Here is a 14,189-nt window from a genome sequence, read left to right as displayed (position 1 = left end):
TCACATCTACATCATTATGGTTATAATTTTTAGAAAAATCTTTGTTTATATAGAAAAAATATACAAAACTATAGCATATAATACAAATACCAGAAATAAAGTTAAGGTATCAGCGTTTAGAGAATTGGAAGCTACGACGTGCTTTAGCTTTTCCATATTTCTTACGCTCAACAATACGACTGTCACGCGTTAGAAATCCAGCTTTTTTTATTTGTGGTCTAAGATCTGGCTGAAAAGATACGAGAGCTTTTGCAATTCCATGACATAAAGCTTCGGCTTGTCCAGAGAATCCTCCTCCAGATACAGTGGCGAAAACATCGTACATATTGTTTTGAGATACTGTATGGAAGGGTCTAATAATACTTGACGCTAAAGAATCTTGTTTAAAATATTTTGATACATCTCTATAATTTATAGTAAAATTCCCGCTACCACTCTTTATCCATACTCGTGCGATAGCAGTTTTGCGCTTTCCAGTAGCATAAGAACGTCCAAATTGATCAACTTTGCGAGAATAGACGATAGGAGAAGATGATGGTTCCTTTGGTTGCACACCTTTATCTTCAACAATAGTTTCAATTTTTTTTTCAATGATATCTTTGATATTTTCGATACCTTCCATTATTAAGTTCTCCTAGAATTTTTTAGATTCATCTTTGCTATATCTACTAATACTGGCTTCTGTGCTTCATGTGGATGATGATCTTCAGCATAGATATGCAAATTCTTCATTTGCTTTCTTGCAAGAGGTCCTCTTGGCAGCATTCTTGTAACTGCTTTCTTGAGAACGTCAATTGGGGAATGTCCTTCTAGTATTTCTCTAGCTGTCCTCTTTTTAATCCCTCCTGGATATCCAGTATGATGATAATATACTTTTTTATCATATTTCCGCCCTGAAAATGATACCTTAGATGCATTGATGATCACAACATTATCTCCATCATCAGTGCTTGGTGTATACGTAGGCTTGTCTTTTCCGCGCAAACGAAGTGCTATTTGAGTAGCCAGTCTTCCAACAATTAATCCTTTAGCATCAATTAATATCCATTTTTTTTCCACTTCACTCGATTTTTGAAAGAAGCTTGGCATCATCACAACGATTTCCTTCTGTTATAACCATTTCAAATGGCGGTATATATCACTTTGCTCTCCATCAATCAACATATTATAGAAAGAGAGTGCATCATCTAGAAACATGATAAGTTATATTGATATCGAATACTTATTCATCAGTCAATAACGTGTTTGAAATCACTACTATAAAAATGAGTATTATTTTCCATATAGGTATTGTGAATTATATATGATTTAAAACATGTCTTCTATAATAATTGAGTGTGAAGTTTTTTTGTCAGTTTAATTAATGGCAATAATTATGAATTTTCATTTTTTAATATAACTAACTACTATGCCAAAGCTTTTAATAAAAGCATTGCTTATTTGTCTAGATGAATCGGCGATAATTTATTTTTAACATAAACTTGATCTCTGTTTTTGATAATACAATTTTTAACATAAATTATATTTTTATGGAATTCTAAAATAATAAATTCATTTTTACTAGCATTTCCTATACCATATACTGTTACTTTTCTTCCATTAGAATCAAAAAGTTTAGTTTCGTCTGAATTTTTCCATACGTTTTGGAATATCGTAGATATTTTATTATCTGCTAGAAGTTTTAGTAATGCATTTTTCTGATAAGCATTAGAATCATGCATCACATCATTGGTGCAGATTATTATATAATCTCCTCTTTTAACAGCTTCGGATATGTCTTTTTTAAGCCAATTACTAATTTCTCCATGGTAATAAATTAGTGGTTCTATATCTGCTTCGAATGTATTTGATATTAGATCATTAGCTCTAATTGTATTAAAAAGGGAATTGTTTGTTTGAATGAAATGGACATTACCTATATTCCATGAATAAGCTTGAGATCCTGTGATTGTGTGATGTGATATTATTACATGGTATTTAGATCTTCTTGTATCACCATTGAATCTAGTAATAGTATCGATTTTTTTATAATTATTTGCTAAGTTCCACGAGAGATCATTAATAGTATTGAATACACATGAATCAGAGCTTAAGTTGAAGAACAAACCGTTATCGTTGCATATTCCAATATGATATAAGGTTTCTTCATTTCCTAATCCCCTTAAAAACGGTGCTCTTAATTTAGAGAAGATGTTGTGAAATCTTTTGGTTTCATACGATGCTCCTGTAATCGTTATTGATCCAGATATCATTGTTAAATGAACATTTTCATGATCAATAATTGAATTAAGTGCTTTGATAAATTCGGGATAATCATATTTAGTATCGTGAATGCTAGGAGGATTATGTAACATTATCATCATTTCGTGCCTACAATTTGATATCTCTTCTACATCAATTCCTAAATCTATATTTTCCTTTTTTAACATAAAAAATTTTTCGAATTTATTTAATGGCATATTATTATAATTCGTATGCATTTTTAAAATATATTTTTTTTGTATATCTGAATGGTCGTCTGGTAAAATACTGACTTGAGTATTTTTCCTGATATCATCAGCTACTTCGACTGTAAAACTATTTTTTATAAGGATTTTTTTAAAATCATCTAATATTGGCTCTATGGCGTTTGGTGGTTGAATATCATGAGAACAAATCAAATATATTCCACGATTCAATGCTTCTTCGCCAGAAGATTCTATAGTAGATTTGATTGACATAGCATTAGAAAATACTATAAAGGCAGATGATAAGATTAGAATGACTGGGATTATTATAGCTGTTATAATCGCAAAATTTCCGTTTTTTGATAAAAGTATTAATTTTTTCAAATATTTTGTTTTAAACATTTAATTTATACTACATGGTATAGTCCGCTAGGATCTAAATAATTTACAATTTCCATGTAAGTATCATCTATGATTTTATATTTTATAAATAATTATCACTTCATTATTATGTATTTTATCTATGTATTTTACATCTAAATTTATCTTTTTGATTATGGTAACAATATGATTTTTCCAATGTGTTCTGATTTTTCCATAATATTATGAGCTATAATTACTTCTTCTAATGGCAAAGTTTTGTATATTACTGGAACAATTTCTTGAGAATTTAGAATAGGCCAAATTTTAAATTTTAACGCGTCACGAATGTTTTGTTTTACTGCATCAGTTTGGCGACGTAAGGTAGATCCTGTAATAGTTAGTTTTTTGGAGATTATAGGATTTAGGTTAAACTCTTTTGCAATATTCCCTCCTAAAAAAGAAATGATAATTAGTTGTCCTTCCCTTGCAAGAATATTGAGGTGTCTATCGAGATAATTTGCTCCTACCATATCCAGTATAATGTCAACACCTTTTCCTTTAGTTTCCTTTTGTATAATTTCTGAAAAGTCTTCTTTTAAGTAATTAATTGCATACTTGGCCCCAAGTTTTAAGCAGGCGAGGCATTTTTCGTCTGATTTAGCTGTCGTATATACTGTTGCTCCAAAATAAGATGCTAATTGTATTGCTGTAGTACCGATTCCACTTGATCCTCCGTGAATCAAGATTGTTTGTCTACTTCGTAGTTTAGCTGTTTGGAATAGATTAGCCCATACTGTAAAAAATGCTTCAGGTAAACATGCTGCTTGTATTGCATTATAGCCATTTGGAATATGAAGGGTATGTCCTTGATGAGATATGCAATACTCAGAATATCCACCTCCATTAACTAATGCGCATACTTTATCTCCTATATTCCAATTAATGGTGTTTTCCCCTAAGTCTACTATTTCCCCTGCTACTTCAAGCCCTAGTATAGTGCTAGCATTTCTAGGAGGAGGGTATAGCCCTTTTCTTTGCATGATATCAGGTCTATTAACTCCAATTGCATCAACTTTAATGAGAATTTCTTCTCTTTTAGGTTTAGGAATTGGTGATTCGGTTAAAAACATAACATCTGAATTTCCATATTCAGAAATTGCAACATGGTGCATTTTTTTATAAAAAAACATATAATTACCTTGTTTTTGATAATAAATTTATATTTCTTATATGATTATATGATTGTATCTTGTAAAAATCATTGGTAATGATACTTAGGTCGGTTGTACAAATTTTTGATTTTTTATTATACATGTTAGTACTATTGTTTTGAGAAAATCTATAGTGATAAAAAAATATTATTTTGATTTTCTTTAAATATGATAATACATGATGATTTAAGATTAAGTAGAATTTTTTTGGAAAAGTTTTATAGGTATATATTTTTGTAATTTGAAGAAATACAATAGGAGTCATTTGTATAAAGATACGGGATTTATGGTTATTTGAGATATTTATTTTTTAATTCGGTTTGTTAAAATTTTGTTTAAATTCAAAAACGATGATTATGTAAGGTAATCTTTGGAAAAATCGTGTGAAGTATGCATTTTGTCCATTATTTCTCTAAGTAATGGTAAATCTCGATTTTGAGGGACAAGGTAAAAGCGATGACAATAGGAAAGAAGAAAAATAGAAACTCTGATAGTGAACATGAGAATTTGGATGATTCTCTAGCTTTTTATTTTTCAGATGATTCTTGGAAAAAAGTTATAAAGCTCGCTAAGCAGCGTGGTTATGTTACTATAGAAGAATTAAATAATGTGATGTCTATTGACGATTCAAATTCTGATCAGGTTGAAGAAGTAATGGCTATGTTTTCTAACATGGGCATTAATGTAATTGACGGCGATGATATAGAAGATGAAGATGGATCTGAAGATTCTCTTGATTTAGCCAATGGTTCTAGTAGTACGTCTGTATTATCTCAAAAACGTAAAGATTCATCTGATAGAAGTACCGATGATCCTGTCCGCATGTATTTGCGTGAAATGGGTTCTATAGAATTATTATCACGTGAAGGTGAAATTGCTATAGCTAAAAGGATTGAAGCGGGTCGAGCTATGATGATGGCAAGTCTATGTGAAAGTCCCCTTACTTTCCAAGCACTTATCATTTGGCGAGATGAGTTAAATGATGGTACTACGCTTTTACGCGAGATTATAGATTTGGAGGCTTGTATTGACCCAGGAACAAAAGGAGCTTTTTTTTATGGAGGAGAAAATTCTTATCAGAAACATGAAGATGAATTTAAAGATAAAGAAGATGATGTTGAAAATACTTTAAAAAAAGATGATGTTGAAAACACTTTAAAACAAGATAAAAATGAAAGTAAGAATGATAATCCTTCATCAGAAAATATTGAAAATGATGAAAGAAATTTAGATGAAGATGAGGACGATTCTACGCATACTCTTTCCGCAATGGAGGATCAGTTGCGACCTAAAGTAATGGGTACGCTTGATGAAATTGCAGAATCATATAGCGAATTGCGTTCGCTCCAAGATAATTCATCAGATGGTTTAAAATTAAAAGATGAACAATACTCTGCAAAATGCAAAATGCTAAAAGAGAAATTAGTTCAATTAGTTGGATCTCTTTCATTAAATCAAAGTCGTATTGATTTATTAGTTGAACAGCTATACGACATTTCTAAGCGTATTATGCAAAATGAAGGTGAGATTCTAAGATTAGCTCAGTCTTATGGGATTAAAAGAGAAGTTTTCTTAGACCGTTATCAAGGGCGTGAGTTAGATCCTAAATGGGTAGATTGTGCAAAAGATTTTTCTGAAAAAGGATGGAAAGATTTTATTACTTGCGAGAATGATGCTGTCCTTACAATTAGAAATGAAATTAAAGATATCTCATCTGAAACAGGGATATCTATTTCTGAATTCAGGCATATTGTTTCGATGGTGCGCAAGGGAGCATGTGAAGCAAGTATAGCCAAAAAGGAAATGGTTGAGGCTAATTTGCGTCTTGTTATTTCTGTTGCCAAAAAATATACAAATCGTGGATTGCAGTTTTTGGATTTAATTCAAGAGGGTAATATTGGTTTGATGAAAGCTGCGGAAAAATTTGATTGGTGTTTGGGTTATAAATTTTCTACATATGCAATGTGGTGGGTTAAACAAGCAGTAACACGTTCTATCGCAGATCAATCTCGCACGATTAGAATACCTGTTCATATGCTTGAGACGATCAATAAGGTTGTTAGAACTGCACGTAGGATGTCAAATAGAATTAAACGTGAACCTACTCCTGATGAGATAGCAAAAAAACTCGCAATGCCTTTGGAAAGAGTGAGAAAAGTTTTAAAAATCACTAAAGAGCCACTTTCTCTAGAAACCCCGATAGGCGACGAAGATACTTCTCATCTTGGCGATTTTATAGAAGATAAAAATGCCGTATCTCCTGTAGATTCTGCAATTCAAGCAAACTTGCGCGAAACGACAACACGTGTTCTTGCCTCTTTGACTCCGAGGGAAGAAAGAGTATTGCGTATGCGATTTGGAATAGGGATGAATACAGATCATACTCTAGAAGAGGTGGGTAAACAGTTCTGTGTTACTCGTGAGCGTATTCGTCAGATTGAAGCAAAGGCAATTCGCAAGTTAAAGCATCCGAGTCGTTCAAAGAAATTAAGAAGTTTTCTAGATAGTTAGTTTTATTAAGATTTTTTTATTTGATGCCTTTGTAAGATAATGGTAATTTGAGGTGTAAAAAAATAATTTTGTTGTAGTATTGCAACTATTAATTTATTTGATAATATTCACGTTAATTTTTCCCCAATAATTGTGTTCTGTACAAGTATGCTTATAAATAATATTTTTTTATTTTTGTAAAAGAGGAGTACATTAATTTATATTGATGTATGATTTTTTCTTATTCAGGAATATCTAATGATAGAATGACAGGTGCGTGATCTGATGGTTTTTCCCATCCCCGTGGTTTTGTGTTTATTTGAGCTGAATGTAGCAAAGAAGTAGCTTCTGGGGATAGCATCATGTGATCAATTCTTACTCCCTTGTTTTTTGTCCAAGAGTTTGCAAAATAATCCCAAAAAGAATAAAGGTTATTTGTGTCATGTGTAGCGCGTATTGCATCCGTGAATCCAATATTTTGTAATTTTTGAAAATATTGACGTACTTCTAATTGAAAGCATGCATTACTTTCCCATATTATTGGATCGTAGCAATCATATGGTTGAGGAATGATATTATAATCTCCTGCTAATATAAGTATTTCTTCTAACGCAAGTCGTTGGGATGCGAATTGTAAAAATCTCTTTATCCATGATATTTTATTACTGTATTTGGGAGACATAACAGGATTCCCATTAGGTAAATATATATTCCCTATACGAAGTATTTGGGAATTAATCGTGAAAGTTGCTTCTATAAATCGTGCTTGCTCATCAATATCATCTCCGGGAAGCTTAGTTAAAACCTCTATAGGATTATGTTTTGATAGAATTGCCACTCCGTTGTAGGATTTTTGTCCATGAGCTTTAATATTATAGTTAAAAGATTGCAAAGCCTCAAAAGGAAAAGTTTTGTTATCGGTTTTGGTTTCTTGTAAGCAAATAATATCGGGATCATTATCTTTAATCCATTCAATAAGATTATGGATGCGTGCTCTTATGCTATTGACATTCCAAGTAGCTATTTTTAATAGGCTCATTTTATTCTTTGCTCATATAGAAAAACTTACTCCACAACCACAACTGCTTGTAGAATTAGGATTTTTTATTTGAAAAGATTTGCTTAAAAGGTTGTCTACAAAATCTATTTCTGAATTAATGAGATATTTAAGTGATGTTTTATCTATAAATATCTGAGCGCCGTTTTTATTAAATACTACGTCGTCTTCGTATTGGTTAGACTCAAGATTAAATTTATAAGAGAAACCAGAACATCCTCCGCCTTCGATGGCAACGCGAAGAGCTTTTTTGTCATTATTGGATTTTAAAATGTCTTTAATTCGTATGGCAGCTGCATCGGTAATCTTTATAATAGGAACCATTTCTTCCTCCACTATATCACTTCTTATTATAGTATATTTTATGTATATATGAAATACTGATTCTAGGACACCAGGAGAAAAAAGGAAATAAGGTGGTAATAAAAAGCAAATTAGGATTTGGTTATCAAAAAAAAGCTAAATACGCTGCTGATCCTACAAAGAGTCTAGGCAGAATGTATGTAGAGCCGAAAAGTATGACACGTTCTGAATTTCAACGTGATCGCGACCGTATAATTCATACTACAGCATTTCGTCGATTAAAAGATAAAACACAAGTTTTTTTTAAGAGACAAAGGGATCATTATCGTACTCGTTTAATGCATACTATTGAAGTGTCGCAAATAGCAAGATCTTTATCACGTGCACTTAGGATTGATGAAGATTTGGCTGAAGCAATAGCATTAGCACATGATTTTGGTCATCCTCCTTTTGGCCATATTGGAGAAAGTATCTTACATGATCTTCTTTCTTCTTATGGTGGATTTGAACATAATATGCAATCTTTTCGTATTGTAACCGAATTAGAGCACAGTTATGCAGATTTTAATGGCATTAATCTTACTTGGGAAACTCTAGAGGGATTATTAGGACATAACGGTCCTTTTCCAAAAAAAGATTTCGTAAGAAATGGTCTTATCCCAAAGATGTTTTATGATAATTATCATATACATGGTTTGAGTCTTGAAAATTTTTCTAGTCTTGAGAGCCAAGTTGCTGCTATTGCTGACGATATTGCTTATGATGCACATGATATTGATGACAGTGTGCGTTCAGGGATATTGACTTTTGATATGATGGAAGAAGTGTCATTTTTGAAAGATAATATCGAATTATTGCATAATCTTTATGCTGATTTAGATGAAAAGCGTTTGGTGCATGAGCTTGTAAGAAGGCAGATTACTGCTATGGTTGAAGATGTGATAACAGTATCTCAAAAAAGAATAGCGAGCTTAAAGCCTAACTCAATTAATGATATTCGTTCTGCTAGTTTTCAAATCGTAGATTTTTCTGAGGAGATGGCTATAGTAGATAAAGAAATTAAGTCTATGCTCTTGAAATATGTATATCGTCATCCTAGCATTATTGATTGCCGTAATCAAATAGATAGTGTTATTCGAAATCTTTTTTCTGCATATATGTCGGATCCATATAAGATGCGAGGATATGATAAATTGGAATTTAAACAAGATGTAGATGATATGATAAAAGTGCGGCGTATTGCAGATTACCTGGTTGGGATGACAGATGGTTATGCAATATATGAACACAATATTCTATTTGGTTATATCCCTGATTTTGCAGTAGAATATTATAATTTTCATTAAAGTACTATAATGAGTAAATATTTCGTTTATCGAGTGGAGTGTGGTTATGTATCTCTTTGCGGATTTTGGTGTTCGTCTGAGAAATTATATTAAAAATATTGATTTTAAAATAGAATTAGAAAAAGAATTTTTAGATCGTATTGTTATTGAACGTCCTAGAGATTGTGCTCATGGGCATTTATCTACTAATGCTGCTATGGTTTTGAGTCGTCCTCTTGATCTTGATCCTATAGTTATAGCTGAATTAATTGTTTCTCGTATAAAGCTTGATCCTGATGTAGATTCTGCATCTATTGCGGGAAAAGGATTTATAAATTTATTTTTATCTTCTTCCTATTTGAGTAAAATTCTTTCTTCTATTGTGTCCAGTGGAACAGAATATGGTCGTAATTTAATTGGAAAAAATATAAAAGTTAATATTGAATATGTATCTGCTAACCCAACAGGTCCGATGCATGTTGGGCATTGTCGTGGTGCTGTTGTAGGAGATACGCTTGCTAATCTAATGGCTTTTTCTGGTTATGAAGTAACTAGGGAATATTATATTAATGATGCGGGTGTTCAAATTGATATGTTAGCTCGTTCTGTATTTTGGCGCTATCAACAAATATTCTCTATCCACGATTCTGATATTCCAGAAGGTTTATATCCAGGTGTTTATTTAAAAAAGATCGGACAAGAATTATCAGATAAATATGGTTCAGAACTTTTAAATTTCCATGAGGATAAATGGTTGCCAATAGTTAGAGATTATTCTGTAAAATCAATTATGCATATTATAAAGGATGATTTAAAAGCTCTTAATGTACAACATGATATTTTTGTTTCGGAAAACGATTTCCATCATGGTGACTGCTCTCCTATACGTGATATAATTGATATCCTTGATCGTAAAGGGTATATATATGAGGGAACTCTTCCTCTGCCAAAATCAACAAAAAATCAAAAATGTGAAATAGATCGTAAACAATTACTATTTCGTTCAACAATGGTCGGTGATGATGTTGATCGTCCCTTGGTTAAGTTAGATGGATCTTATACTTATTTTGCTGCAGATCTTGCTTATTTTAAATTTAAATATGGCCGTGGTTTTGATAAGATGGTATATGTCATTGGGTCTGATCATAGTGGTTACGTAAAACGTCTTGAAGCAGTAGCTTTTGCAGTGTCAGAGAAAAAAGATATTATTGATGTGATGTTATGTGAATTAGTTAGGCTTTATAGAGATGGTATGCCTGTCAAAATGTCAAAACGTGCAGGGGATTTTGTAACCTTAAGGGATGTTGTTGATGAAGTAGGTTGTGATTCAGTGCGTTTTATGATGTTGTGGAGGAAAAATTCAGAATTATTGGATTTTGATTTTTGTAAAGTTAAGGAACAATCAAAGGAAAATCCTGTATTTTATGTACAATATGCTTATGCTAGATGTAGATCTATCTTTAGGCAAGCAAAAGATGTTTTTCCAGATATTGATTTTGATTTGTTTCAAAAAAATAAAAATTTCCAAGAGTTTTTATTTGATGCCAGTGAATTGCAATTAATTGTACATCTTGCAGAATATCCCCGTGTTATCGAGAATGCTACCGTTTTTCAAGAGCCTCATAAACTTGCTTTTTATTTGTATAATCTTGCTAGCATTTTTCATGGACATTGGAATCATGGAAGAGAAAATCCAAAGTTAAAGTTTATCCAAGAAAATAATAGAGATTTAACAATGATGAGATTGCAATTGGTATATGCTTTATCTTCTGTTATTAATTCTGCTCTTAACATTATAGGGGTTGAATCTCCTCATGAAATGAGTTGAATGTAGTATATGATTCTTACGTTGTGAAATAGAATCATAGTTGGATGGTATAAAATATGAAAAATAACAAAGAATTACCTCATAAAAAATCTGATTTTATTCAAATGGGACAGTTTTCTCCTCCTGTTATTGAAAAGTGTTCACAACAATTAGCAGATGTTTTTTTGAAGGATAAAGTTTTTTTTGATGGGCTAGAACGAGAATTAATACTTTCTCTTCGTAATATAGATAAAGGAAAACTTGAGTCTTATAATAACAATACAAGTGTGTTCCAGAATTCTTCTGTTAATCAATCTTTATCTAATGATAGTCATCTTTATCCTAAATCTGATGTTACATATAATTCTTTAAATATGCCTATCTTAAGTTCTAATTTATCTGAGAAGTCATTAAATTATAATTTAGAAAATAAATCGTGTGCTTATAAATTTATTTCAAAGAATGCTGCGGATATTGATGAAGTTTTGCATCCTGAATCCGATATAAATGATCTAGATCTTAATTCAGAAATTATTCATGGTTTAGATGAGGATCTTGATGAAAAACATAAAATCAATCCTATAAATCTAGATGAAAAAGAAAAAATTTTAAATGATCAATTAAAAAACAAGAGTAGTATTGATTCTTCTATTACTGTAAAAAAAATTGGAGAAATTAAGTCTTACCCTCCAGAAGAAAAAAATATTTTTCTGGATTGTATTCATGATAATCCTTTGAAATCAGAAAAAAATGTTTCATCTTCGAATATTCAACATACAGAAAAATTGCAAGTAGATGATAGTGATTTATCTTTAAAGGGAACTTCAAAAAAAAACTTGGAACCTGCTTCTGCTATTGAAGATAATATTGTTTTGGATTTTGAAGATATAGAAAAAGAATTGTTATCTGTTAGCCATTCTGATGAAATTTCAAATCCTGATTTATTGTTAGATGATCTCGTAAATCAGAAAAAATCTTCTTCTAGTATAGAAAAAGATCAAGATTTGGATTTTGATATTACCAAAATTGTTAAGTTTGAAAATTTTCCTGAGGAATTAGATAATTTTATTATGCCTTTTTCGGAAGAAAAAATCTCAATTGAAAACTTGAATTGTTCTCTTGAACAAGATATTGCAGCTTTATCTTTTGAAGAACGCGATAATAAAGAATTTTCTGATGATTCTAGGGTTATAGAGCAGGAATTTTCTGTTAAGAAAGATAATGTTTTAGAAAATGAATTTCATCAGGAAAATATTTTTTCTTCTTTAAATACTTCTGTAGATGATTTTCAATGTAGTCGTCCATCTAGTTCTAATAATATTTATGATAATGTAAAAAAAGATTCAACACATAGTAGACTATTCTGGTTGATAGGATACATTTTTATCGTAGTAGGATTTGGTATATATTGGTTTTTCCAATTAAATCGAGAGATAGATTTTGCTAGCGGTGGTCCACGTATTATTAATGCTAGTAAGAATCCTTTGAAGGTTTTCACTAACGATGTCTTAGATAAAGAGAATAATGCTTCTTTTGATCAAGTTCATGAAGTTTATGATAGGTTTTCGGGAAAGAAACCATCATTCCCTAAACAGACAGAACTTTTAGATTCACAAGAAAAGCCAGTAGATCTTCTTACGATAGATAAAGCAAAAACTAATAATGAAAGTCGCAATATATTGGATAATGCTACTAATGATATTCAATCCATTTTACAGGTTTCAGATAAAAACAACAAAGATGAATCAAGATTAGAATCGATTATTATAAAAGATGAAAATCCCCAATTATATAAAAAATCTAGTTTTCCTTTGGATAACAAAGGAAGTTATGAAGAATTAGATTATCGACAAGTAGATAATAAGAAAACTCAAGGTAATATTCCATTGCCTAGTTCCGATCTGTGGTAAGACAAAAAGTATTTTTTTATATATTAAATAGAAAATGAGAAGTATAAAAATTTTATTTATGGTAAATGATTAGAAGATATTTTCCTTTTGTATTTAAATTACGTTTTGTGGTTATATTATGATATTTTATACTATAATGACTGTTATTATTCCAAATATTTTTTTTATATAAAGTATTTAATGGTATCATATCAATATGATATTTTTTTGTTTTGTATTAATAATTATATATAATTGGTTGTTGAATATTATTTTTATGATGCAGGGATTTTAATTCTATGGCTTCGCATGTTTCTAAAATATTAATTATTGGTTCTGGTCCAGCTGGATATACTGCAGCTATATATGCTGCTCGTGCTATGTTGGAACCAACGATTATAGCTGGATTGGATTTTGGTGGACAATTATTGATATCTGAAAGCGTTGAAAATTATCCGGGATTTGCATCTCCTGTCCGAGGAGATTGGCTGATGGAACAAATGCGCCTTCAAGCAGAAAGCTTTGGGACAAATATTGTAAAAGATTTGGTTGTATCATTAGATCTAGATAAACGTCCTTTTATTATAGCAACTAAATCATCTGATATTTGGCGTGCTGATACTGTTGTTATAGCAACAGGATCTAAAGTTAAATGGCTTGGGTTAGAAAGTGAAAAAAAATTTCAAGGCTTTGGTGTATCGTCATGTGCTACTTGTGATGGTTTTTTTTATAAGGGTAAGGATGTTATTGTTATAGGAGGAGGGAATACAGCTGCTGAAGAGGCTCTCCATCTTTCTAAAATTGTTCGCAAGGTAACAATAGTGCACCGTCGTTCATCTTTGCGATCGGAAAAAATTATTCAAGAAAAGTTGTTTTTACAGCCTAATATTGATTTTTTATTTGATACTGAAGTTGTTGAAATTATTGGGGATATTCCAGAATCTCCACTATTTCCATCTGTTTCGGGAGTTCGTTTATATAATAAGAAGGATGATAAGTTTTTGGAAAGGAGAATAGATGGGGTTTTTGTCGCTATTGGATATGAGCCTAACACTAAGATTTTCCGTCATCAATTGAAGATGACTAATACAAATTATATATGGACTATGCCTAATTCAACTATTACCAGTGTTCCTGGAATTTTTGCAGCCGGTGATGTTGCAGATGAACATTATAGACAAGCAATTACTGCTGCTTCTATGGGATGTATGGCAGCCTTGGAAGCGGAGAAATACCTTTCTATTCATTGAATCTTAATATTGCTTAAATTTATTATAATATAGGTGTTAAAAACGGT

Annotated in this window: 11 protein-coding genes; 5 read left to right on the top strand and 6 right to left on the bottom strand. The window is 31.2% G+C overall.

What is annotated here, in order from left to right; genetic code table 11:
- Positions 1–109: 109 nt before the first annotated feature.
- The 4 genes from rpsI to GY664_RS03960 form a co-directional block, all read right to left on the bottom strand.
- Positions 110–622, bottom strand: coding sequence for a 30S ribosomal protein S9 (gene rpsI, locus GY664_RS03975; RefSeq protein ID WP_333948177.1), 513 nt, complete (start codon positions 620–622; stop codon positions 110–112).
- 2 nt (positions 623–624) lie between these two features.
- Positions 625–1,089 carry a 50S ribosomal protein L13 gene (gene rplM / locus GY664_RS03970; RefSeq protein ID WP_333948191.1) on the bottom strand — a complete coding sequence of 155 codons (465 nt, stop codon included), beginning with the start codon at positions 1,087–1,089 and terminating at the stop codon, positions 625–627.
- 347 nt (positions 1,090–1,436) lie between these two features.
- Positions 1,437–2,849: a hypothetical protein gene (locus GY664_RS03965; RefSeq protein ID WP_333948176.1), complete on the bottom strand. Its 1,413-nt coding sequence runs from the start codon at positions 2,847–2,849 to the stop codon at positions 1,437–1,439.
- A 152-nt stretch (positions 2,850–3,001) separates the two neighbouring features.
- Positions 3,002–4,000 (bottom strand): NAD(P)H-quinone oxidoreductase, encoded by a 999-nt coding sequence (locus GY664_RS03960; RefSeq protein WP_333948175.1) that lies wholly within the window; start codon positions 3,998–4,000, stop codon positions 3,002–3,004.
- A 477-nt stretch (positions 4,001–4,477) separates the two neighbouring features.
- On the opposite strand from GY664_RS03960, the gene rpoD reads away from it, so the two are divergent.
- Positions 4,478–6,532: an RNA polymerase sigma factor RpoD gene (gene rpoD, locus GY664_RS03955; RefSeq protein ID WP_333948174.1), complete on the top strand. Its 2,055-nt coding sequence runs from the start codon at positions 4,478–4,480 to the stop codon at positions 6,530–6,532.
- 220 nt (positions 6,533–6,752) lie between these two features.
- Here rpoD and xth read toward each other — a convergent pair whose 3' ends face one another.
- Entirely contained in the window at positions 6,753–7,550 is a 798-nt protein-coding gene (xth, locus tag GY664_RS03950; RefSeq protein ID WP_333948173.1) for an exodeoxyribonuclease III, read from the bottom strand.
- Positions 7,551–7,562: 12 nt separating this feature from the next.
- Positions 7,563–7,892, bottom strand: coding sequence for an iron-sulfur cluster insertion protein ErpA (gene erpA, locus GY664_RS03945; protein WP_333948172.1), 330 nt, complete (start codon positions 7,890–7,892; stop codon positions 7,563–7,565).
- Between the two features lie 92 nt (positions 7,893–7,984).
- On the opposite strand from erpA, the gene GY664_RS03940 reads away from it, so the two are divergent.
- The 4 genes from GY664_RS03940 (at position 7,985) to trxB (ending at position 14,142) form a co-directional block, all read left to right on the top strand.
- Entirely contained in the window at positions 7,985–9,217 is a 1,233-nt protein-coding gene (locus tag GY664_RS03940) for a deoxyguanosinetriphosphate triphosphohydrolase (protein ID WP_333948171.1), read from the top strand.
- Between the two features lie 46 nt (positions 9,218–9,263).
- Complete coding sequence (gene argS, locus GY664_RS03935) at positions 9,264–11,024, top strand: arginine--tRNA ligase (protein WP_333948170.1); 1,761 nt, start codon at positions 9,264–9,266, stop codon at positions 11,022–11,024.
- Between the two features lie 56 nt (positions 11,025–11,080).
- Positions 11,081–12,913 carry a hypothetical protein gene (locus tag GY664_RS03930; protein ID WP_333948169.1) on the top strand — a complete coding sequence of 611 codons (1,833 nt, stop codon included), beginning with the start codon at positions 11,081–11,083 and terminating at the stop codon, positions 12,911–12,913.
- A gap of 278 nt (positions 12,914–13,191) precedes the next feature.
- Positions 13,192–14,142, top strand: coding sequence for a thioredoxin-disulfide reductase (gene trxB, locus GY664_RS03925; protein WP_333948168.1), 951 nt, complete (start codon positions 13,192–13,194; stop codon positions 14,140–14,142).
- Positions 14,143–14,189 lie beyond the last annotated feature (47 nt).

It is taken from the genome of Candidatus Liberibacter brunswickensis, from assembly GCF_036858155.1.
Lineage (GTDB): Bacteria > Pseudomonadota > Alphaproteobacteria > Rhizobiales > Rhizobiaceae > Liberibacter > Liberibacter brunswickensis.
This window is presented reverse-complemented; position numbering and strand designations above follow the sequence as displayed.

What these genes read in the sequence shown, in the direction of transcription:
- rplM (WP_333948191.1), bottom strand. Translation starts at nt 1,089, where the DNA reads ATGCCAAGCTTCTTTCAAAAATCGAGTGAAGTGGAAAAAAAATGGATA.
- trxB (WP_333948168.1), top strand. Translation starts at nt 13,192, where the DNA reads ATGGCTTCGCATGTTTCTAAAATATTAATTATTGGTTCTGGTCCAGCT.
- rpsI (WP_333948177.1), bottom strand. Translation starts at nt 622, where the DNA reads ATGGAAGGTATCGAAAATATCAAAGATATCATTGAAAAAAAAATTGAA.
- xth (WP_333948173.1), bottom strand. Translation starts at nt 7,550, where the DNA reads ATGAGCCTATTAAAAATAGCTACTTGGAATGTCAATAGCATAAGAGCA.
- erpA (WP_333948172.1), bottom strand. Translation starts at nt 7,892, where the DNA reads ATGGTTCCTATTATAAAGATTACCGATGCAGCTGCCATACGAATTAAA.
- GY664_RS03960 (WP_333948175.1), bottom strand. Translation starts at nt 4,000, where the DNA reads ATGTTTTTTTATAAAAAAATGCACCATGTTGCAATTTCTGAATATGGA.
- rpoD (WP_333948174.1), top strand. Translation starts at nt 4,478, where the DNA reads ATGACAATAGGAAAGAAGAAAAATAGAAACTCTGATAGTGAACATGAG.
- GY664_RS03965 (WP_333948176.1), bottom strand. Translation starts at nt 2,849, where the DNA reads ATGTTTAAAACAAAATATTTGAAAAAATTAATACTTTTATCAAAAAAC.
- argS (WP_333948170.1), top strand. Translation starts at nt 9,264, where the DNA reads ATGTATCTCTTTGCGGATTTTGGTGTTCGTCTGAGAAATTATATTAAA.
- GY664_RS03930 (WP_333948169.1), top strand. Translation starts at nt 11,081, where the DNA reads ATGAAAAATAACAAAGAATTACCTCATAAAAAATCTGATTTTATTCAA.